The organism is Pseudomonas sp. SWRI50, from assembly GCF_014269095.1.
Classification (GTDB): domain Bacteria; phylum Pseudomonadota; class Gammaproteobacteria; order Pseudomonadales; family Pseudomonadaceae; genus Aquipseudomonas; species Aquipseudomonas kermanshahensis.
In genome coordinates, this window is sequence record NZ_JABWRW010000011.1 from 43669 (window position 1) to 62596 (window position 18928).

General features: G+C 62.8%; 17 protein-coding genes. 10 read left to right on the top strand and 7 right to left on the bottom strand.

The features are described 5' to 3' along the window. Positions 1–179 precede the first annotated feature (179 nt). Entirely contained in the window at positions 180–1469 is a 1290-nt protein-coding gene (locus HU750_RS13820; RefSeq protein ID WP_186680492.1) for an OprD family porin, read from the top strand. A 69-nt stretch (positions 1470–1538) separates the two neighbouring features. Beyond that, on the top strand, positions 1539–2288 hold the full coding sequence (gene cobF, locus HU750_RS13825) for a precorrin-6A synthase (deacetylating) (protein ID WP_186680495.1): 750 nt from the start codon (positions 1539–1541) through the stop codon (positions 2286–2288). Positions 2289–2455: 167 nt separating this feature from the next. On the opposite strand, the gene HU750_RS13830 is transcribed toward cobF, so the two are convergent. After that, positions 2456–2806, bottom strand: a complete 351-nt coding sequence (locus HU750_RS13830) for a response regulator (RefSeq protein ID WP_186680497.1) — start codon at positions 2804–2806, stop codon at positions 2456–2458. Positions 2807–3055: 249 nt separating this feature from the next. Here HU750_RS13830 and HU750_RS13835 point away from each other — a divergent pair, with 249 nt between their 5' ends. The 5 genes from HU750_RS13835 to HU750_RS13855 are packed head-to-tail and all read left to right on the top strand — an operon-like array spanning position 3056 to position 9555. Continuing rightward, positions 3056–6523 (top strand): response regulator, encoded by a 3468-nt coding sequence (locus HU750_RS13835; protein WP_186680499.1) that lies wholly within the window; start codon positions 3056–3058, stop codon positions 6521–6523. Further along, the gene (locus HU750_RS13840) at positions 6520–7341 is read left to right on the top strand and encodes a CheR family methyltransferase (RefSeq protein ID WP_027593720.1); all 822 of its coding nucleotides are present in this window, start codon (positions 6520–6522) and stop codon (positions 7339–7341) included. Before HU750_RS13835 ends, HU750_RS13840 begins: the two co-directional genes overlap by 4 nt. Further along, positions 7338–7913 carry a chemotaxis protein CheB gene (locus HU750_RS13845; protein WP_027593719.1) on the top strand — a complete coding sequence of 192 codons (576 nt, stop codon included), beginning with the start codon at positions 7338–7340 and terminating at the stop codon, positions 7911–7913. Before HU750_RS13840 ends, HU750_RS13845 begins: the two co-directional genes overlap by 4 nt. Beyond that, on the top strand, positions 7907–9133 hold the full coding sequence (locus tag HU750_RS13850) for a hybrid sensor histidine kinase/response regulator (protein ID WP_186680501.1): 1227 nt from the start codon (positions 7907–7909) through the stop codon (positions 9131–9133). The genes HU750_RS13845 and HU750_RS13850 overlap by 7 nt, the downstream gene beginning before the upstream one ends. A gap of 44 nt (positions 9134–9177) precedes the next feature. Next, positions 9178–9555: a response regulator gene (locus HU750_RS13855; protein ID WP_099429781.1), complete on the top strand. Its 378-nt coding sequence runs from the start codon at positions 9178–9180 to the stop codon at positions 9553–9555. A gap of 117 nt (positions 9556–9672) precedes the next feature. Here HU750_RS13855 and HU750_RS13860 read toward each other — a convergent pair whose 3' ends face one another. Genes HU750_RS13860 through HU750_RS13870 form a run of 3 tightly spaced genes read right to left on the bottom strand, consistent with a single transcriptional unit; the run spans position 9673 to position 12318 of the window. Further along, positions 9673–10260: a TetR/AcrR family transcriptional regulator gene (locus HU750_RS13860; RefSeq protein WP_099453692.1), complete on the bottom strand. Its 588-nt coding sequence runs from the start codon at positions 10258–10260 to the stop codon at positions 9673–9675. Positions 10261–10272: 12 nt separating this feature from the next. Continuing rightward, positions 10273–11121, bottom strand: a complete 849-nt coding sequence (locus HU750_RS13865) for a 3-hydroxybutyryl-CoA dehydrogenase (RefSeq protein WP_186680504.1) — start codon at positions 11119–11121, stop codon at positions 10273–10275. A gap of 12 nt (positions 11122–11133) precedes the next feature. Beyond that, entirely contained in the window at positions 11134–12318 is a 1185-nt protein-coding gene (locus HU750_RS13870; protein WP_027593714.1) for an acetyl-CoA C-acyltransferase family protein, read from the bottom strand. A gap of 168 nt (positions 12319–12486) precedes the next feature. On the opposite strand from HU750_RS13870, the gene HU750_RS13875 reads away from it, so the two are divergent. Then, entirely contained in the window at positions 12487–13566 is a 1080-nt protein-coding gene (locus HU750_RS13875; protein ID WP_186680506.1) for an AraC family transcriptional regulator, read from the top strand. On the opposite strand, the gene HU750_RS13880 is transcribed toward HU750_RS13875, so the two are convergent. Then, complete coding sequence (locus HU750_RS13880) at positions 13535–15064, bottom strand: catalase (RefSeq protein ID WP_186680508.1); 1530 nt, start codon at positions 15062–15064, stop codon at positions 13535–13537. The two genes, HU750_RS13875 and HU750_RS13880, sit on opposite strands and share 32 nt — an antisense overlap. 103 nt (positions 15065–15167) lie before the next feature. Continuing rightward, positions 15168–15605, bottom strand: a complete 438-nt coding sequence (locus tag HU750_RS13885) for a carboxymuconolactone decarboxylase family protein (protein WP_186680510.1) — start codon at positions 15603–15605, stop codon at positions 15168–15170. A gap of 199 nt (positions 15606–15804) precedes the next feature. Here HU750_RS13885 and HU750_RS13890 point away from each other — a divergent pair, with 199 nt between their 5' ends. Then, a complete protein-coding gene (locus HU750_RS13890) occupies positions 15805–16263 on the top strand; it encodes a nucleoside deaminase (RefSeq protein WP_027593711.1) in 459 nt (152 codons plus the stop codon). After that, a complete protein-coding gene (locus HU750_RS13895; protein ID WP_186680512.1) occupies positions 16260–17456 on the top strand; it encodes a cyanate transporter in 1197 nt (398 codons plus the stop codon). The genes HU750_RS13890 and HU750_RS13895 overlap by 4 nt, the downstream gene beginning before the upstream one ends. Here HU750_RS13895 and pdxR read toward each other — a convergent pair. After that, the gene (gene pdxR / locus HU750_RS13900; protein ID WP_186680514.1) at positions 17449–18882 is read right to left on the bottom strand and encodes a MocR-like pyridoxine biosynthesis transcription factor PdxR; all 1434 of its coding nucleotides are present in this window, start codon (positions 18880–18882) and stop codon (positions 17449–17451) included. The genes HU750_RS13895 and pdxR overlap by 8 nt on opposite strands. Between the last annotated feature and the right edge of the window lie 46 nt (positions 18883–18928).

Sequence of the window (18928 nt, forward strand, 5' to 3'; positions counted from 1 at the left end):
GTTTTTGACGACTTCGACGGGGCTGGCGACTGGCTCTAGACCAAGGTCCAATAGCCCGGAATAGAGCCTTTGAGCGATCCTTTCAGATGATGCTCGGCGACTGTTCGAGCGTGTCGCAGTACCGCAGCAGGTGTTTGCTGCAGGTTGTTTTTCGCCTTTCTTTCTGGATATTTCCTCGCATGTTTGCCCCCCTCCCTCACGCCCCTGGGCGCCGTGTTGTCGGCCTGTTCCTTTTGTGTGCCGGCGTCAATGCCCAGGCCGCCGGTTTTCTTGAAGACAGCAGCGCCAAGGTTGAAGCGCGCAATGTCTACTTCAACCGGGATTTCCGTGACGGCTATAGCAGTTCCAGCCAGGGCGCGTCCAAGCGCGAAGAGTGGGCGCAAGGCTTTATTCTCAATGTTCAGTCGGGTTACACCCAAGGGCCGGTAGGGTTTGGCGTGGATGCGCTGGGCATGGTCGGTTTCAAACTCGACTCCAGCCCTGCGGACAGTAACAGCGGCCTGTTGCCGTCGTCTGGCCATGATCCACGGCACTCGGCTGATCAATACGCGAAGATGGGCTTGGCGGCCAAGGTCAAGGTGTCCAGCACCGTGCTCAAGTATGGCTCGATGATGCCGGATGTACCGTTGCTCAAGTACAACGATGGGCGCTTGTTGCCGACGATGTTCCATGGCGCGATGCTCACCTCCGAAGAAGTGCGCGACCTGAAGTTCACCCTGGCCCGCCTGGACAAATACACCGCGCGTGATTCCACCGATCGCCAGGACATTCGCGTGCACTGCAAGAACAAGCGCTATGCCTGCGACATCGAAGCCGACCACTTCGACCTGGCAGGCCTCGATTACCGTTTCAATGACCGCGTCAGCGCTCAGTATCAAGTGGCCAAGCTTGAAAACATCTATCGCCAGCACTTCCTCGGTCTGGTGGCCAGCCAGCCGCTGGCGGTAGGCAGCCTGTCGGCCGACCTGCGCGTGATCAAGAGCGACGACATCGGCAATGCCCGCGCCGGCGACATCGACCACCGCGCCTTCAGTGGCATGCTCGGCTACAGCCTGGGCGGCCATAAGGTCAGCGCCGGCTGGCAGCGCATGTACGGCGAAAGCGCCATGCCTTACTTGGATGGCAGCAACCCGTATCTGGTCAACTACGCCCAGGTCAACGACTTTGCCGCCGCCCAGGAGCGTTCCTGGCAGTTGCGCTACGACTATGACTTCAAGGCACTGGGTGTGCCCGGCCTGACCTTCTTAACCCGTTACATCAATGGCGACCACATCAAAGTCCCGGGCAGTACGGCCGAAGGCAAGGAATGGGAACGCGACACCGAGTTCAAGTACCAGGTGCAAAGTGGCACGTTCAAAGACGTCAGTGTGCGCCTGCGTAATTCCACCTACCGCAGCAACTATGAGAAGTGGGCGCGAGACATGGATGAGACTCGCGTCATTGTAAGTTACAACTTTTCCATCTTCTGACGGGGCGCTTTGCCAAGCGTGAGTGGCTGATCGACAATGGCTGACTGGCATTGGCGAAAGGGCAGGGCAATGAAAGACCTGTTGTTGATTGGCATCGGCCCGGGTGACCCACGCCAGGTCACCTATGAAGCGGTCGACGCGTTACGTCGTGCCAGCGTGTTCTTCGTGCTCGACAAGGGCACGGAGAAGGAAGAGCTGGTGCGCTTGCGCAAGGCTATTCTGCAGCGCTATCGGCCTGAAGGCGGCTACCGGCTGGTGCAGGTCGCCGACCCTTCCCGCGATGGCCAGGCGCTAGATTACGTGGGTGCTGTTCAGGATTGGCACCGGCAGCGGGCCGCGCTGTACAGCCGGTTGATCGCGCACGAGATCGGTGCCGACGATGTCGGCGCCTTTCTGTTATGGGGTGAGCCTGGCCTGTACGATAGTACCCTGCGCATGCTCGATTGGGTCCGCGAAGGCGGGATGGCGCTGCGACTGCAAGTGATTCCCGGCATCAGCAGCGTCCAGGCCCTGGCGGCCCGCCACCAAGTACCGCTCAACCGTATCGGTGAGCCGCTGACTGTACTGCCTGGGCGTCGCCTTGCCGAACAGGAGCGTATCGACAATGTGGTGGTGATGCTCGACGGGCAGTGCGCCTTTGCCTCACTGGATGACCCGGGTTTGATGATTTACTGGGGGGCTTACCTGGGCACCGCAGATGAGGTGCTGATTGCCGGGCCTTTGCAGGCGGTGAAGGCGCAGATTCTGCAAGTGCGGGAGGAGGCGAGGGGGCGCAAGGGGTGGATTATGGACACGTATCTGTTACGCCGTGAACTGTAGCTGGCTGGAGCCCCCACAATCGTTAAAGACCTGTGGGAGCAACTGTCTTGTGGTGTTTGTGCCGGCCTCATCGCTGGCAAGCCAGCTCCCACAGGTCTGGCGCTAGCCTTTGAGGCTACACAGTTCGGGTGGGAGCGGGCTTGCCCGCGAAACACGCCACACGGGCATCAGGCCGTACCCAGTATGTCCACTACCTTGTTGCGCAATTGCTCGATGCTGAACGGCTTGCCAATCAGGTGCATGCCTTCCGGCACGTTTACGTTCTCGGCATAACCGCTGGCAAACAACACCGGCAGCAGTGGACGAAGTTCGCGTGCGCGTTGCGCCAGTTCATCGCCGCGCATGTCCGGCAGGCCCACGTCTGTCATCATCAGCGCCAAAGTCTGCGCAGGGTCTTCGAGCACCCGCAGCGCTGCGGCGGCGTCTTCCGCTTCGATGACCGTGTAGCCCAACTCGTCGAGCACTTCGACCATCAGCATGCGTACGATGTCGTCGTCTTCGACTACCAGAAGATGCATGGTTTGGATCCTGTGAAAATGAATGTCTTTATTCTGTACGCCGGTCGACGGCAGAAGTTCCCGAGGATACCGATCCCTGCAATCAGATGGAACGATTCGCGCCTGCAACCTTCAAATGCTGGCTAAATGCCCTGCCAGCGCCAGCAAAGCTGGTTAGACTCGCTATTACCGGTGAGCGCGGCGGCAGACAATTATAACGGTCTTGGTGCCACACTTTTTCATGGATTCTTTTCGCTCGGGCGTTTTCAGATGATTCAAGTAGCCTCGATTGACCAGCAAAGCTTTCGCAAGCTGCTGAGTCGCAACATCGGCCTGCCCCTTGGGGTCGGCCTGCTGGGCGCAGTGGCGTTCGTCGCGGTGATCAACTACCTGCTCTCGGCCATGCAGTGGGTCGAGCATACGGACCGCGTGATCGGCAATGCCAACGAAACGGTCAAGCTGTCGATCGACATGGAAACCGGCATGCGCGGCTTCCTGATCACCGGCGACGAACGCTTTCTCGACCCCTACGAGGTGGCCAAGCCGAAAATTCTCGGCAGCCTGCAGAGCCTGCGCGGCATGGTTGAGGACAACCCGCAGCAGGTTGACCGTATTGATCGGCTGTTGGCCCTGCAAAAGGCCTGGAATGACTTCGGCAGCGAGATGATTACCCTGCGCCGCAGCGAGGGCAATTACCAGGCATCGATCGGCAATGGGCGCGGCAAGCGCATCACCGATGAAATCCGCAAGGAATTCGAAGGCCTGATCGACACTGAGCAGCAACTGCGCATGGCCCGCAACGAGAAAGTCAGCTCGGTCACCGTGACCGCGATCTCGGCCTTCGTGCTGTTCATCGTCGGCCTCAGCGCCTTGCTGGCCTACCTCGGGCGCCGCGACCTGCTGGCGCTGTCGAGCAGCTATGACGAAAACCTGCAGGCCCAGCAGCGTGCGGCCGAGCGCCTGGAGCACCAGGCCTGGTTGCGTAATGGCCAGACCCAGTTGGCCCAGCAGGTGCTCGGGCAACTGACCCTGCCCATGCTGGGCGACAATATCCTGCGCTTCTTTGCTACGTACTTGGGCAGCGTGGTGGGCGCGGTGTATGCGCGCGACGAACATGGCCGCCTGGTGCGCGTGGCCACCTATGGCCTGAGCGCCGAGGAGCAGGCCCGTGAGCAGATCAAAGGCGACCACGATGGCCTGTTGGCCCAGGCCGTGCGCGAAGGCCGGCTGCTGTGCCTCGACGACCTGCCCGAAGAATACTACCGCCTGAGCTCGGGCCTCGGCAATGGCTTGCCGCGCAGTGCATTGCTGATGCCCGCCACCGACGATGGGCAGATCAACGGCGTGATCGAGCTGGGCTTCCTGCGCCCCTTGCTGCCGCGCGATGAAGAGCTGATGGAGCGGGTCGGCGGCAACCTTGGCATGTCCATCGAGAGTGCGCGTTATCGCCAGCGCCTGCAGGAAGTGCTGGCCGAGACCCAACAGTTGAACGAAGAGCTGCAAGTGCAGCAGGAAGAGCTGAAAACCGCCAACGAAGAACTCGAAGAGCAATCACGGGTGCTCAAGGAATCCCAGGCCCACCTGGAAACTCAACAGGCCGAGCTTGAACAGACCAACGAACAACTGTCCGAGCGCACCGACGCCCTGGATCGCAAGAACGATGAGCTCAGCCAGGCCCAGCAAGAGCTGCAGGCCCGCGCCGACGACCTGCAGCGTTCGAGCAAGTACAAGTCTGAGTTCCTCGCCAACATGTCCCACGAGCTGCGCACGCCGCTGAACAGCTCGTTGATCCTGGCCAAGTTGCTGGCCGAGAACGGCGAAGGCAACCTTAGCGCCGAGCAGGTCAAGTTCGCCGAATCGATCTACTCGGCGGGCAATGACCTGCTGAACCTGATCAACGACATTCTCGACATCGCCAAGGTCGAAGCCGGCAAGCTTGAAGTGCGCCCGGAGACCACTCAGCTGGAGCGCCTGGTCGAAGGCCTGCGCGGCATGTTCCTGCCGCTGGCCGAGCACAAAGGCCTGGCCTTCGAGGTCAAGGTCGAGCCGCAGGTACCAGTGACGCTGTTCACCGACCGTCAACGGCTGGAGCAGATCCTCAAGAACCTGCTGTCCAACGCCATCAAGTTCACCGACCACGGTCAGGTCAGCATGACCATCAGCCACGAGGCTGATACCGGCATCATTTTCACCGTCCGTGACTCTGGCATTGGCATTGCCGCCGACCAGCAGCAGGCGATCTTCGGCGCCTTCCACCAGGTCGACGGCAGCAGCAACCGGCGCTATGGCGGCACCGGCCTGGGCCTGTCGATTTCGCGTGACCTGGCGCACCTGCTGGGCGGGCAGATCAATGTCGAGAGCAACCCGGGGCAGGGCAGCGTGTTCAGCCTGGTCATGCCCGAACGCTACGAACATGAGGGCGAGGAAGTCGAGGCCCTGAGCCTGCGCCCTGCGGTAGACACTCTGCCGCCAGCGCCCAAGGCGTCCAACGCCGTGGTGCCGAAACTGCCGGCACCGACTTTCGCCGATGACCGCGAGCGGGCCCCCTTCAATAACCGCTGCATCCTGGTGATCGAGGACGAGCCGAACTTCGCCCGCATCCTCTTCGACCTGGCCCACGAGTTGGGTTACAGCTGCCTGGTGGCGCATGGCGCCGACGAGGGCTTTGCGCTGGCGTCCCAGTACATCCCCGATGCCATCCTGCTGGACATGCGCCTGCCTGACCATTCTGGCCTCACCGTGCTGCAGCGCCTCAAGGAGCTGGCCGGCACGCGGCATATTCCGGTGCACATCATTTCGGTGGAGGATCGCGTCGAAGCGGCCATGCACATGGGCGCCGTGGGCTACGCGGTCAAGCCGGCCAGCCGTGAAGAACTCAAGGAAGTGTTCGCCCGCCTGGAAGCCAAGCTGACCCAAAAGCTCAAGCACATCCTGCTGGTGGAGGACGACGACCTGCAGCGCGAAAGCATCGCCCGCCTGATCGGCGATGACGATGTCGAGATCACCGCCGTGGCCATGGCCCAGGACGCCTTGGCGCTGCTGCGCGAGAACATCTACGACTGCATGATCATCGACCTCAAGCTGCCCGACATGCTCGGCAACGAGCTGCTCAAGCGCATGACTGCCGAGGACATCCGGTCATTCCCGCCGGTGATCGTCTACACCGGGCGCAACCTCACCCGCGAAGAAGAAACCGACCTGCTCAAGTATTCGCGCTCGATCATCATCAAGGGCGCCCGTTCGCCGGAGCGCCTGCTCGACGAAGTGACGCTGTTCCTGCACAAAGTCGAATCGCAGTTGTCCCATGAGCGCCAGCGCATGCTCAAGACCGCGCGCAGCCGCGACAAGGTCTTCGAAGGGCGCAAAGTGCTGCTAGTGGATGACGATGTGCGTAATATCTTCGCCCTCACCAGTGCCCTGGAGCACAAGGGCGCCATCGTCGAGATTGGCCGTAACGGGCGTGAAGCCATCGAGCGCCTGGAGCAGCATGACGACATCGACCTGGTGCTGATGGATGTGATGATGCCGGAGATGGACGGCTTCGAGGCTACCCGGCTGATCCGCCAGCAACCGCGCTGGCGCAAGCTGCCGATCATCGCCGTGACCGCCAAGGCGATGAAGGATGACCAGCAGCGTTGTCTGCAGGCTGGCGCCAATGATTACCTGGCCAAACCGATCGACCTGGACCGCCTGTTCTCGTTGATCCGTGTATGGCTGCCGCAACTGGAGCGAATTTGACTAGCGAGCGCAACACCGACATCGAGATCCGGCTGCTGATCGAGGCGATCTACCTCAAGTACAGCTACGATTTCCGCAACTACTCCGGCGCTTCGATCAAGCGCCGGATCCTGCATGCCCTGCGCCAGTTCGACTGCCTGACGGTGTCGGCGTTGCAAGAGCGGGTGCTGCACGATCCGGGCATGTTCATGCAGTTGCTGCAGTTCCTGACGATCCCGGTCAGCGAGATGTTCCGCGACCCAAGCCACTTCCTGGCCCTGCGCAACGAAGTGGTGCCGCTGTTGCGGACCTGGCCGTCGATCAAGATCTGGGTCGCGGGGTGCAGCACCGGTGAAGAGGTGTACTCGATGGCCATCCTGCTGCGTGAGGAAGGCCTGCTTGAGCGCACCATCATTTATGCCACCGACATCAACCCGCATTCGCTGGACCGGGCCAAGCAGGGTATCTACTCGATGCAAAGCATGCGCGAGTATGAAGAAAACTACCGCCTGGCCGGTGGCCGCCGTGACTTTGCCGAGTACTACACCGCTGCCTATGGCAACGCCATCATGGACAGCAGCCTGCGCGACAACGTGACCTTCGCCGACCATAGCCTGGCCACCGACAGCGTGTTCTCCGAGACCCAGCTGGTGTCGTGCCGCAATGTGCTGATCTACTTTAACAAAGACCTGCAAGACCGGGCCTTGGGCCTGTTTCATGAATCCCTCTGCCACCGGGGCTTCCTGGTCTTGGGCAGCAAGGAGTCGGTAGACTTTTCGGCCTACAGCCAGCGCTTCGAGCCGCTGGTGAAGCCGGAACGGATCTACCGTAAGACATGAACGGCGCACGGGCAGTGGTGATGGGGGCCTCGGCTGGCGGGGTGGCGGCCTTGTTGCAGGTGCTCGGTGCGCTGCCGTCGGCGTTCGCCATTCCGGTATTGTGCGTGCTGCACTTGCCGGACGGGCGGCACAGCCAGCTGGCCGAAGTGCTGCAGCGGCGGCTGCAGCGCCCAGTGCGCGAGGCCAGTGACAAGGAACGGATCAGCGCTGGGATGATCTACGTTGCTGGGCCGGGGTACCACCTCTCGGTGGAGCGTGACCTGACGCTGTCGTTGAGCCAGGAAGCGCCGGTGCACTTCTCGCGCCCGGCCATCGACTTCCTGTTCATGTCGGCGTCCGATGCCTACGGCGCCAGCCTGCTTGGCGTGCTGCTGACCGGTGCCAATGAGGATGGCGCCGCGGGCCTGGCCTACATCAACAACAATGGGGGCCGCACGATTGTTCAGGACCCTCGCGACGCACAGGTCGCGCTGATGCCGGAAGCCGCCTTGGCCCTGCACCAGCCCGACCATATCCTTACTCTGAGTGGTATCGGGCAATTGCTCGCGACCCTGGAAACAAGCGCATGCTAAGCCACACCATCGCCAAACTGCTGATCGTCGACGACCTGCCGGAAAACCTGCTGGCGCTCGAGGCCCTGATCCAGGGCGAAGACCGCGAGGTGCACCAGGCCCAGTCTGCGGAAGCGGCATTGTCGCTGCTGCTTGAGCACGAATTTGCGCTGGCCATCCTCGATGTGCAGATGCCAGGCATGAATGGCTTCGAACTGGCCGAGTTGATGCGCGGCACGGAAAAGACCAAGAACATTCCCATCGTGTTTGTCAGTGCGGCGGGGCGCGAGATGAATTACGCCTTCAAGGGCTATGAAAGCGGGGCCGTGGACTTTTTGCACAAGCCGCTCGACACCTTGGCAGTGAAGAGCAAGGTCTCGGTGTTCGTCGACCTGTTCCGCCAGCGCAAGGTGCTTGGTCGGCAACTGGAAGCCCTGGAGCGTAGCCGTCAGGAGCAGGAGGTGCTGCTTGGCCAGCTGGAGTTGGCGCGGTGCGAGCTGGAGCATGCGGTACGCATGCGCGACGACTTCATGTCGATCGTCTCCCACGAAGTGCGTACGCCACTCAATGGCCTGATTCTGGAAACCCAGCTGCGCAAGATGCACCTGGCACGGGGCAACCTGGAGGCCTTCAGCGTAGACAAGCTGCAGGCCATGGTCGAGCGTGACGAGCGGCAGATCAACAGCCTGATCCGGCTGATCGAAGACATGCTGGACGTCTCGCGCATCCGCACCGGCAAGTTGTCACTGCGGCCCAGGGTGTTCGATATTGGCCAACTGGTGCGCGGCCTGGTGGAAAACTTCAGCGCCCAGGCCACCGCGCTGGATACCCATATCGCGCTGCAACGTTGTGAACCGTTGCAGGGTGAGTGGGACGAATTTCGGATTGAACAAGTGGTGGCCAACCTGTTGTCCAATGCCTTGCGTTACGGTGAACGAAAACCGGTGCAGGTGCGGGTGTTCGCGGAGGGCGGCATGGCCTGGGTGCAGGTGCAGGATCACGGCATTGGCATCAGCGCCGTCAACCAGCAGCGCATTTTCCAGCAGTTCGAGCGCGTCGCAGCACACCAGGCCAGCGGTGGGCTGGGGTTGGGGCTGTTCATCTCCGAGCAGATCGTCCAGGCCCACGGCGGGCGGATTCTGGTGGACAGCGAGGAAGGCGAGGGCGCCACATTCACGTTGCAATTGCCGCTGGCAACGTTCAAAGAACAAAACGACCAGGCGCGGGCAACCTCTGCGTAAGCTTGGGGTCAGATGGCCAACTGTAAGAATTTCAAGGCGTTATCATGAGTGAAGATGCACAAGATGTGGTGCTGGTGGTCGAGGACGAGCCGGCGATTCGGATGATTTTGCGCGACTACCTGGCCGGCGAGGGGTATCACGTGCTGGTGGCCGAAGACGGCGAGCAGGCGTTCAAGATCCTGGCGAGCAAGCCGCACCTGGACCTGATGGTCACCGATTTTCGATTGCCAGGGGGCATCTCTGGGGTGGATATCGCTGAGCCCGCAGTAAAACTGCGGCCGGAGCTGAAGGTGATTTTCATCAGTGGCTACCCGGCGGAGATTCTCGAGTCTGGCAGCCCGATCACGCGCAAGGCGCCGATCCTGGCCAAGCCGTTCGACCTGGATACCCTGCACGAGCAGATCCAGGCCCTGTTGCGCTGAGGCTACCCGGATGTAGGAGCAGCCTTGTGCTGCGAAGAGGCCATTGCAGCCACAGAAAAGCGGGTGCCCATGCCGGCCTCTTCGCAGCACAAGGCTGCTCCTACAACAGCGTGAACGTTAGCGCAGGGTTCGCTCAATGCCTCCTAGCAACAGGCTTTCCATCAACCCTAGCCCTTCGCCTTCCGGCAGGCGCCGCGCCTGCAGCAGGCCTGGCAACTGGTTGAGCAACGTCGCCAGCACATGCGCGGTCGCCGCCAGTGCTTCGCCTTTGAGGCTTGCCCGCGGTGCAATCAGGTGCAGCACCCCGGTTTCGTAACGCCTGCGCAGTAGCATCAGGCGCGCCTGTTGCGCTTCGCTCAAGCAGCAAAAATCCCGCTCGGCCAGGCGAAACTGCAATGGCCGCTCGGCATGCAACTGCCAATGCGCCGCAATCAGGCACGACAACGCCGAACCACCCCGTGCCATGGCCCTGCGCCCAAGGTCCAGGGTCGCCTGCAGCTCCTCGTACAACTCTTCGATCAAGTCGTACAGCAGGTCCTGCTTGCTGGGGAAGTGGTGATACAGCGAGCCCGCGGTCAGCCCGACGTGGGCCGCCAGTTCACGCATGCTGACCTGGCCGAAGCCCTTTTCGGCAAACAGCGCCATGGCCCGGTCACGTCGCTCTTCAAAATTGGCACAGCGCATTGCAGCGTTGACCGGGGGCATGGCACTTGCTCCTCAATAGGTGAAGAAACCGCGGCCGCTCTTGCGCCCCAGCCAACCGGCCGCGACCATTTCCTTGAGCAACGGCGCTGGGCGGTACTTGCTGTCACTGAAGCCCTCATGGAAGGCCTCCATGATTGCCAGCAGGGTATCCAGGCCGATCAGGTCGGCCAGTGCCAGTGGGCCGATCGGCTGGTTGCAGCCCAGGCGCATGCCGGTGTCGATGTCCTCGGCACTGGCCAGGCCTTCCTGGCGCACGAAGATCGCTTCGTTGATCATCGGCACCAGAATGCGGTTGACCACAAAACCTGGGCGATTGCCGGCGCTGATCGGGGTCTTGCCAACCTTCTCAGTCACCAGCAGGGCCTGGGCATAGGTGCTGTCGCTGGTCTGCAGGCCACGGATGATCTCGACCAGGGCCATCATCGGCACCGGGTTGAAGAAGTGCACACCGATGAACCGCTCGGGGTGCTCGATGCTCGCGGCCAATTGCGTGACCGACAGCGACGAGGTGTTGGTGGCGATCAGGCAGTCGGCGGCCACGCTGGCAGCCACTTGCTGAAGGATGCGCTGCTTGAGCTGCAGGTTTTCGGTGGCTGCCTCGATCACCAACTGCGCGCCACTGAGTTGCGCGTAGTCGGTGCCGGTGCGGATGCGGGCTTTCGCTGCCTCGGCCTTTTCGGCGTCGAGCGTGCCTTTGCTGACCTGGCGCTCGAGGTTCTTGCGCAAGGTGGCTACGCCACGCTCCAGCACGGCATCGGAAACGTCCACCAGCAGCACGTGATAGCCCGCCACGGCGCACACCTGGGCAATGCCGTTGCCCATGGTGCCCGCGCCGATCACGGCAATCTGTTCGATGTTCATGTGTCAGTTTCCTCAGACGCGCTCGAAGACTACGGCGATGCCTTGGCCGCCGCCAATGCACATGGTGGCCAGGGCGTAACGGCCCTGAATGCGGTGCAGTTCATGGATGGCCTTGGTGGCGATGATCGCGCCGGTAGCGCCGACCGGGTGACCGAGGGAAATACCCGAACCGTTCGGGTTGACCTTTTCCGGGTCGAAGCCAAGCTCGCGGGCCACGGCGCAGGCCTGGGCGGCGAAGGCTTCGTTGGACTCGATTACGTCCAGGTCCTGGATGCTCAGGCCGGTTTTTTCCAGCACCTTGCGGGTTGCCGGGATCGGCCCCAGGCCCATCAACTCTGGCTCGACGCCGGCATGGGCGTAGCCCACCAGGCGCGCCAGCGGTTTCAGGCCCAGGCGGCGCACGGCGTCACCATTGGCCAGCACCAGGCCGGCCGCGCCGTCGTTGATACCACTGGCATTGCCGGCGGTGACGGTGCCGTCTTTCTTGAACACGGTCTTCATGCCGGCCAGTTGCTCGGCGGTGACATCACCACGCACGTGCTCGTCGACGCTGAACTGTACGCTGCCTTTGCGGGTTTTCAGTTCCAGCGGGACGATCTGGCTGGTGAAGCGGCCTTCGGCAATGGCGCGGGCGGCGCGGCGCTGGCTGGTCAGGGCCAGCTCGTCCTGCATTTCACGGGTGATACCGTGCTTGGCCGAGACGTTTTCGGCCGTGATCCCCATGTGGAAGTGTTCGAAGGGGTCTTGCAGCACGCCGACCGTGTAGTCGATACCTTGCAGGTCGCCCATGCGTGCACCCCAGCGGGCTTGTGGCAGCAGGTACGGGCCGCGGCTCATGGACTCGGCGCCCGCCGCCAGGGCCACATCGGTGTCGCCCAGCAGCAGGCACTGTGCCGCCGAGACAATGGCCTGCAGGCCCGAGCCGCACAGGCGGTTGACGTTGAACGCCGGGGTTTCCTTGGGGATGCCAGCGTTCATCGCTGCAACCCGCGCCAGGTAGGCATCACGGGGCTCGGTGGGGATCACGCTGCCCATCACCACATGGCCGATTTGCCCGGCGTCCACGCCCGCGCGTTCGATGGCGGCACGGGTTACGGCGGTGGCGAGGTCGGCCAGCGGCAGGTCCTTGAGGGAACCGCCAAAGCCACCAATGGCTGAACGGACGGCACTGACGACGTAAATTTCTGCGCTGCTCATAGGGGCTCCGATTGCGAAGGCATGGCGGGACCGGGCCTGGCTCTGCGAGAATGGCGGGCGATCCCTTCGTTCATCCGAGTCTAGGCAAAGGCTCTGCCAGAGCCTATGCCGGATCTGTTCAATCAACCTGGCACTTTTTGCCACTCAGCATAGACAGCGAAATCCGCCATGCGCGATAGCGATACGGTCGCCGTGTACTTCCTCGAAGCCATGCTTCATGCCCTGCGCGAACGCCCGGACGTGCGCGATGCACACCTGCGTGCGGTCGGTATCGATCCGCAACTGCTCGAACAGCCCCAGGCGCGCGTGCCGGCCAAGGCATTCGCCCAGCTGTGGCTGGCCCTGATCGAACTGTTGGACGACGAGTTTTTCTGCCTCGACAGCCACGGCATGCCGCTGGGCAGCTTTGCCCTGATCTGCCGTGGCCTGATTCAGGAGCCGAACCTGGAAAAGGCTTTGCGTCAGTGCATGGGCGGTTTTGGCCTGTTCCTGCGTGACCTGCGCGGTAGCCTCACGCTACGCGGCGGCAGGGCGGTGATCAGCGTGCAGTCGAGCATTGCCGACCCCTTGACCCGTGTGTATGCCGAAGAAACCTACCTGGTGCTGATGATCGGCTTGCTGTGCTGGCTGGCAGGGCGGCGCATTGCCATCGACCGCACCGAGCTTGCGGTATCGCGCCCCGCGCAGGACGATGACCTGCTGCTGTGGGGGCCTGACCTGCGCCTGGGCAGTGGGCGTACCGAAGTGGAGTTCGACAGTGCCTACTTGCGCCTGCCGGTAGTGCAGGACCTGCCGGCCTTGAAGACCTTTTTGCGCAGCGCCCCCCAAGGCCTGGTTATTCGCTTTCGCAACCAGAACGGCCTGGTGGCCGAGGTCTATCGCCACCTGCGCGCACGCCGCTACGGGCAATGGCCAACGTTGGCCGCGTTGGCGCAGGTGCAGGGGGTCAGCGCCAGTACCTTCCGCCGTCAGCTGGAACGGGAGGGCCGTTCGTACCAGCAGATAAAAGACGAGGTGCGCCGGGCGATGGCCTTCGAGCACCTGCGCGAAGGTGTGCTGAGCATCGCCGAGGTTGCCGAGCAGGCCGGATTCCAGGAGCCCAGTGCATTCCACCGGGCGTTCAAGAAGTGGACCGGGCACAGCCCCGGCAGCTACAGGGTGCGTTTGGCAAGCAGCCCTGTAGCCGACAGGTCGACGACAAGGCCTGAGCAGCCTGTCAATCCTGCAGCTGTGCCGCCAGTGCCTTGACGCGCTTCAAATCGCCGTTCGCCACCTTGGCGACCCCGGTGCCGTACTCGGCATCGGCCTTGTACAGGAAGGACAGGATGATGTGCTTGCTCTGATCATCCGCCGCGGCCAGTGATTGGCCAAAGCTATTGATCAGATCGCGCTGTTCGCTTTTCGAGTAAGCGCGGAACAGTTCACCCGCCTGCTTGAAGTTCTGTTCGCGGGTAATGCCCTGCTGTTGGGTTGTGCCGCTCAGGGCCAGTTGGCTTGCGCGGGCCGAATCACTGGTGCCGCGCGGCTGCAGCCGGCTTGGCTGGTAGTTGACCATGCCGCTGGAGCGGCCAGGGTTTAACGCACCGTCCTGGTTGCCATTGCTGACGGCGACTCTCGGCTGATTGATCGGCAGGCTATTGGCGTTGGCCCCAACCCTGTACAGCTGGGTATCGGCGTAGGAGAACAGTCGGCCTTGCAGCAATCGATCTTCGGATGGCTCGATGCCTGGGATCAGGTTAGAGGGGGCGAGGGCGACTTGTTCGGTTTCCTGGAAGAAATTGCCAACGTTGCGGTTGAGCACCATCTGGCCGACCCGATGCTCGGGCACGCCGGGCCAGACTTTGGTGGGGTCCAGTGGGTCAAAGTCGAAATCGGTCAACTGCTCGGGCTTCAATGTCTGAATATAGAGGTCCCACTTGGGGAACTCACCACGACCAATGGCGGCGACCAGGTCTTGGGTCATGTGGTTGAAATTTTTGCCCTGGATTTTCTCGACGGCCTTGGGGTCGAGGTTTTCCTGCCCTTGCAGGCTCTTCCAGCGGAACTTCACGTAGGTCGTGTCACCCTTGGCGTTGACGAATTTGTAGGCGTGCACGCTGTTGCCATCCATGTGTCGATAGCTCTTGGGCGTACCTTCGTTGGAGTAGAGCAGGGTGAGGGTGCGGGTGGCCTCGGGCATGTGCGAGAACAGATCGAAACGCCGTGCATCGTTACCGAGGTTACTGCGTGGGTCGGGCTTGAAGGCGTGGACCATGTCCGGGAACTTGATCGCGTCGCGAATGAAGAAGGTCGGGAAATTGTTACCTACCAGGTCCCAGTTGCCAGTACTGGTGTAGAAGCGTGTGGCGAACCCGCGTGGGTCGCGCAGGGTTTCCGGTGAATGCAGGCCATGTACCACGGAAGAGAAGCGCACGAATACTGGAGTTTTTTCACCTGGGGTGAACAGCGGGGCTTGCGTCAATGACCGCAGATCTTCAGAGGCGGTGAATTCACCGTGGGCACCGGTACCGCGGGCGTGTACGACACGCTCTGGGATGCGCTCGCGGTCGAATCGCTGCAGCTTCTGAATCAAATGCACATCTTGCAACAGCGTCGGCCCGCTGGCACCGGCAGTCTGCGAATGCTGGTTTTCACCAACCGCAGCGCCGTTGTCGCGGGTCAACGGCGTGGCCTGCAGGTGAGTACTGGCGAACAGTGCCGCGCACAGCAGGGTCAGGCTGCGCGTAGGGTGGAGGGTTACGCTCATCGGGGAGTACTCGGTTATTGATCGAATGCCCGATGCTAGTAACGCCGCAGACATGGCGCAGTAGGCGACCTCACTTCATCCTGTGGGACCTTTCACTCCCTGTTCAGGCCGGCACCATCGCAAAGCCGACGCCGAAGCGGTTCCAGGCATTGATGGTGGCGATGGCCAGCGTCAGGTTGACCACTTCCTGCGGCTCGAAATGTGCTTGCAGCGCTTCGTATTCCGGTTGTGGCGCACCGCGCTCCGGCAGCCGGGTCAGGCACTCTACCCATGCCAGTGCGGCACGTTCACGCGGCGTGAAGTAGGCGGTTTCCTGCCACACGCTCAGCGTTTGCAGGCGTGCTTCGGTTTCGCCGGCCTGGCGTGCGTCATTGGCATGCATGTTGACGCAGTAGGCGCAGCCGTTGATCTGCGAAGCGCGCAGGCGCACCAATTCGAGCAGTGAATTCTCCAGGCCGCACTTGGCCAGGGCCTGTTCCAGGCCGACCATGGCTTTGTAGGCTTCCGGTGCGTGCTTGGCCCATTCGATACGTGTATTCATGGTGTTCTCCAGAAGGTGTTGGGTGGTCATGGCGCTACCTTAGCGCTGTGCAGCGATCAGCCCGATAGCCAATCGCACACTTTGCCCGGAGGCCAATCGGGCCATTCAGGTGCCCACTGAGGGGCATCCAATCTCTTCATTTCTGCCAAGGCCGGCAAGCCGGGATAATGGCCAGGTCTTGCAGAAGGAGTACCGATTCATGTCCGAAGAACGCTATATGCGCGAAGCCCTCGAACTGGCCCGCACCAACATTCAGGCCGGTGGCCGGCCCTTTGGTGCAGTGCTGGTCTACCAGGGGCAGGTGGTGGCGCGCGCGGTCAACGAGATCCACAGCACCCAGGACCCGACCGCCCACGCCGAGATGCAGGCCATCCGCAAGGCCGCGCATGCCTTGGGCCAGGCTCGTCTGGACGGTGCCGAGGTCTACGCCAGCGGTCACCCGTGCCCGATGTGCCTGGCGGCCATGCACCTGTGCGGCATCGAGCGTGCCTGGTTTGCTTATGACAACGATGAAGGCGAGCCTTTCGGCTTATCCACGGCTGCGGTGTATGCGCAGATGGCGCGCCCACCGCAACAGCAGAGCCTGCCGTTGCGGCCGCTGAAACCCAGTGGCGAAGCCGGCCTGTACCTTGAGTGGAAGCAGGCCAACACGCAATGAGAACTGCCTTGAATCTGTTGCTGGTGGTGCTGCTGGCGCTGAACTTGCGCCCGATCCTCACCAGCATCGGGCCGCTGCTCGAACCCATGCGCGCCAGTACCGGCCTGGGCTACCAGCAGGCCGCACTGCTGACCGCGCTGCCCGTGCTGTGCATGGGACTGGTGCCGTTGTTGCAACCTTGGTTGCGGCGCTGGGTCAGCGAACATGGCGGCATGCTCGCCGGCTTGTCGGCCATTGCGCTGGCGTGCCTGTGGCGCTTGCAACTGGACAGCGCCTGGGCATTGATTGCCAGCGCGGTGGTCGCCGGCCTCGGCGTGGCGGTGGTCCAGGGCATGATGCCGGGGTTGGTCAACCGTTGGTTCCCGACCCGCCTGGCTGGGGCCATGGGCATGTATTCCGCGGCCTTGATGAGTGGTGGCGGCCTGGCGGCGGTGCTTGGCCCGCATATCAGTGGGTACTTTGGCCATTGGCAGGCCGGGCTGGGCCTGTGGGCGATCCCGGCGCTTGTGGCGCTGCTGGCCTGGACGCTGCTGCGCCCACGGCAGGCTACGCCGACGCTGGCGGGTGCCACGGGCGGGCATTGGTTCGGCACCCGCCGTGCCTGGTTGCTGGCGGTGTATTTCGGCCTGATCAATGGTGGCTATACCAGCATGGTCGCCTGGCTGCCGGCCTATCACCTGGAGCACGGCGGAACCGCCCAGGGCGGTGGTGACCTGGTGGGGCTGATGACAATCTTCCAGGTTGCCGGCGCGCTAGGCCTGCCGTTGTTGCTGCGCCGCTGGGTCGACCGTCGGCCTGGGTTATGGCTGGCGCTTTCGATCCAGCTGGCCGGCTTCCTTGGGCTGTTACTGGCGCCCACGCTGAGCATGGGCGTGTGGGTGGCGATGATCGGCTTTGGCCTGGGGGCGTGCTTCAGCCAGAGCCTGACACTGACGCTGGAGCACCTGAAAACACCCGCTGAAGCGGGGAGCCTGGCGGCCTTTGTCCAAGGGATCGGCTTCATCATTACCGGGATCGTGCCGTACATCACGGGCGGGTTGCGCGACGTCAGTGGCGACTTCCAGGCGTCGTGGGTGCTGTTGACCGTGACGGTGGTGGCGATGTTGCTGGTGACGGCCTGTTTCGCGCCACGCGGCTATGCGGCAGCCATTGCCCGTTCGGCGCCGAACGGCCAGGCCGCGTCGGTTAGCTAAGGCGCTGCAGGGTATCGCGAACGCGGTCGAGGGCAGGGTCGATGTCGAGCAGTTCGATAGCGCCGAAGCCCATTACCAGCCCAGCGCGCACAGGTACGTCACTGAAGAAGGGCGCCAGCGAGTAAAGGCCGACCTCCACCTTGCGTGCGAGGTTTGCCAGCAGTTCGACATCCACCCCCGGCTTGGCCAGCGCGCTCAAGTGGAAACCGGCGCTGGCCGGCACGGGGCTGAACCAAGGCGCCAGGTCGCCGCCCAGGCGGGCGAGAATGCGCTCGCGGCGGGCACTGTAGACATCGTGGCAGCGGCGGATGTGCTTGTTCAGATGGCCCTCGCTGATGAAGCGCGCCAGTGCCCATTGCAGCAGGGTCGGGCTGTGCCAGTCGCTCAGGTGCTTGGCCACGCAGGCGGCTTTCAGCACGGCGGGCGGCAACACGGCGTAGCCCAGGCGCAGCTCCTGCAGCAGGGTCTTGGAGAAGGTCCCGACGTAGGCTACCAGGCCATGCCGGTCGAGGCGCTGCAAGGCGTCGGCGGGTGGCCCCAGGTAGCGGAATTCGCAGTCGTAGTCGTCCTCGATGATCAACGCGCCAAGCTCGGCGGCGCGTGCCAGTAACGCCCGCCTGCGCGGCTCGCTCATCGGCATGCCGAGGGGGAACTGGTGTGACGGGGTCACGTAGATCAGCCGCGTGCCGTCGGCGATCTGCTCGACGCACATCCCTTCATCATCCACCGGTACCGATTGCAGGCGTGCGCGCAAGGCCAGAAACAGTTGACGTGCCGGCGGGTAACCTGGGTCTTCCATGGCCACCGGGCAGCCCGGTTCGATCAGTACCCGGGCGATCAGGTCCAGCGCCTGTTGCGCACCATTGCATACCAACACATCCGCTGCGTTGCAATGTACGCCGCGGGCATAGGCGATGTGGTGGGCGATGGCTTCGCGCAGCTCAGGCAGCCCCTGGGCAGAGAACTGCCGCTCGGGGTGCCGCTGGCTGCGGCGCAGGGCGTAGTTCAGGCAGCTGCGCCACTGGTCGAACGGGAACTGCGTCTTGCTCGAAGCGCCGCCAACGAAGTCATAGCGCGACGGTGCTTGCAGTTGCGGCCTGCCCAGCACCGTCGCGCGTTGCTGCCAGCGTTCGAGGGATGCCGCAGCCGCCAAGGGGACGGCCGTTGCCTCGCTCGAACGCAGGGGGTGGCGCGGAGTGATGAACGTACCGCGACCGACCACGCCACTGAGCAGGTTGTCATAGGTAAGCCTGGAGTACGCCTCGGCCACGGTCTTGCGCGACACGCCCAGTTGTTCGGCCAGCAGCCGGGTGGGCGGCAATTGGCTGCCGGCCGCCAGGTGGCCACTCTCGATGCCCGCGCGCAGTTGCTGGTAGAGCTGGTCGGCCAGGCCTTTACGGCCTTCCAGGCGGATGTGCAGTTCCATGAAACGATCCGGTGCAGGGGAGTGCTGAGGATAGCGGATCGCACTT

Excerpts from the sequence above, each read along its gene's own strand:
- HU750_RS13820 (WP_186680492.1), top strand. The coding sequence starts at position 180 with ATGTTTGCCCCCCTCCCTCACGCCCCTGGGCGCCGTGTTGTCGGCCTG.
- cobF (WP_186680495.1), top strand. The coding sequence starts at position 1,539 with ATGAAAGACCTGTTGTTGATTGGCATCGGCCCGGGTGACCCACGCCAG.
- HU750_RS13830 (WP_186680497.1), bottom strand. The coding sequence starts at position 2,806 with ATGCATCTTCTGGTAGTCGAAGACGACGACATCGTACGCATGCTGATG.
- HU750_RS13835 (WP_186680499.1), top strand. The coding sequence starts at position 3,056 with ATGATTCAAGTAGCCTCGATTGACCAGCAAAGCTTTCGCAAGCTGCTG.
- HU750_RS13845 (WP_027593719.1), top strand. The coding sequence starts at position 7,338 with ATGAACGGCGCACGGGCAGTGGTGATGGGGGCCTCGGCTGGCGGGGTG.
- HU750_RS13850 (WP_186680501.1), top strand. The coding sequence starts at position 7,907 with ATGCTAAGCCACACCATCGCCAAACTGCTGATCGTCGACGACCTGCCG.
- HU750_RS13855 (WP_099429781.1), top strand. The coding sequence starts at position 9,178 with ATGAGTGAAGATGCACAAGATGTGGTGCTGGTGGTCGAGGACGAGCCG.
- HU750_RS13860 (WP_099453692.1), bottom strand. The coding sequence starts at position 10,260 with ATGCCCCCGGTCAACGCTGCAATGCGCTGTGCCAATTTTGAAGAGCGA.
- HU750_RS13865 (WP_186680504.1), bottom strand. The coding sequence starts at position 11,121 with ATGAACATCGAACAGATTGCCGTGATCGGCGCGGGCACCATGGGCAAC.
- HU750_RS13870 (WP_027593714.1), bottom strand. The coding sequence starts at position 12,318 with ATGAGCAGCGCAGAAATTTACGTCGTCAGTGCCGTCCGTTCAGCCATT.
- HU750_RS13875 (WP_186680506.1), top strand. The coding sequence starts at position 12,487 with ATGCGCGATAGCGATACGGTCGCCGTGTACTTCCTCGAAGCCATGCTT.
- HU750_RS13880 (WP_186680508.1), bottom strand. The coding sequence starts at position 15,064 with ATGAGCGTAACCCTCCACCCTACGCGCAGCCTGACCCTGCTGTGCGCG.
- HU750_RS13885 (WP_186680510.1), bottom strand. The coding sequence starts at position 15,605 with ATGAATACACGTATCGAATGGGCCAAGCACGCACCGGAAGCCTACAAA.
- HU750_RS13890 (WP_027593711.1), top strand. The coding sequence starts at position 15,805 with ATGTCCGAAGAACGCTATATGCGCGAAGCCCTCGAACTGGCCCGCACC.
- HU750_RS13895 (WP_186680512.1), top strand. The coding sequence starts at position 16,260 with ATGAGAACTGCCTTGAATCTGTTGCTGGTGGTGCTGCTGGCGCTGAAC.
- pdxR (WP_186680514.1), bottom strand. The coding sequence starts at position 18,882 with ATGGAACTGCACATCCGCCTGGAAGGCCGTAAAGGCCTGGCCGACCAG.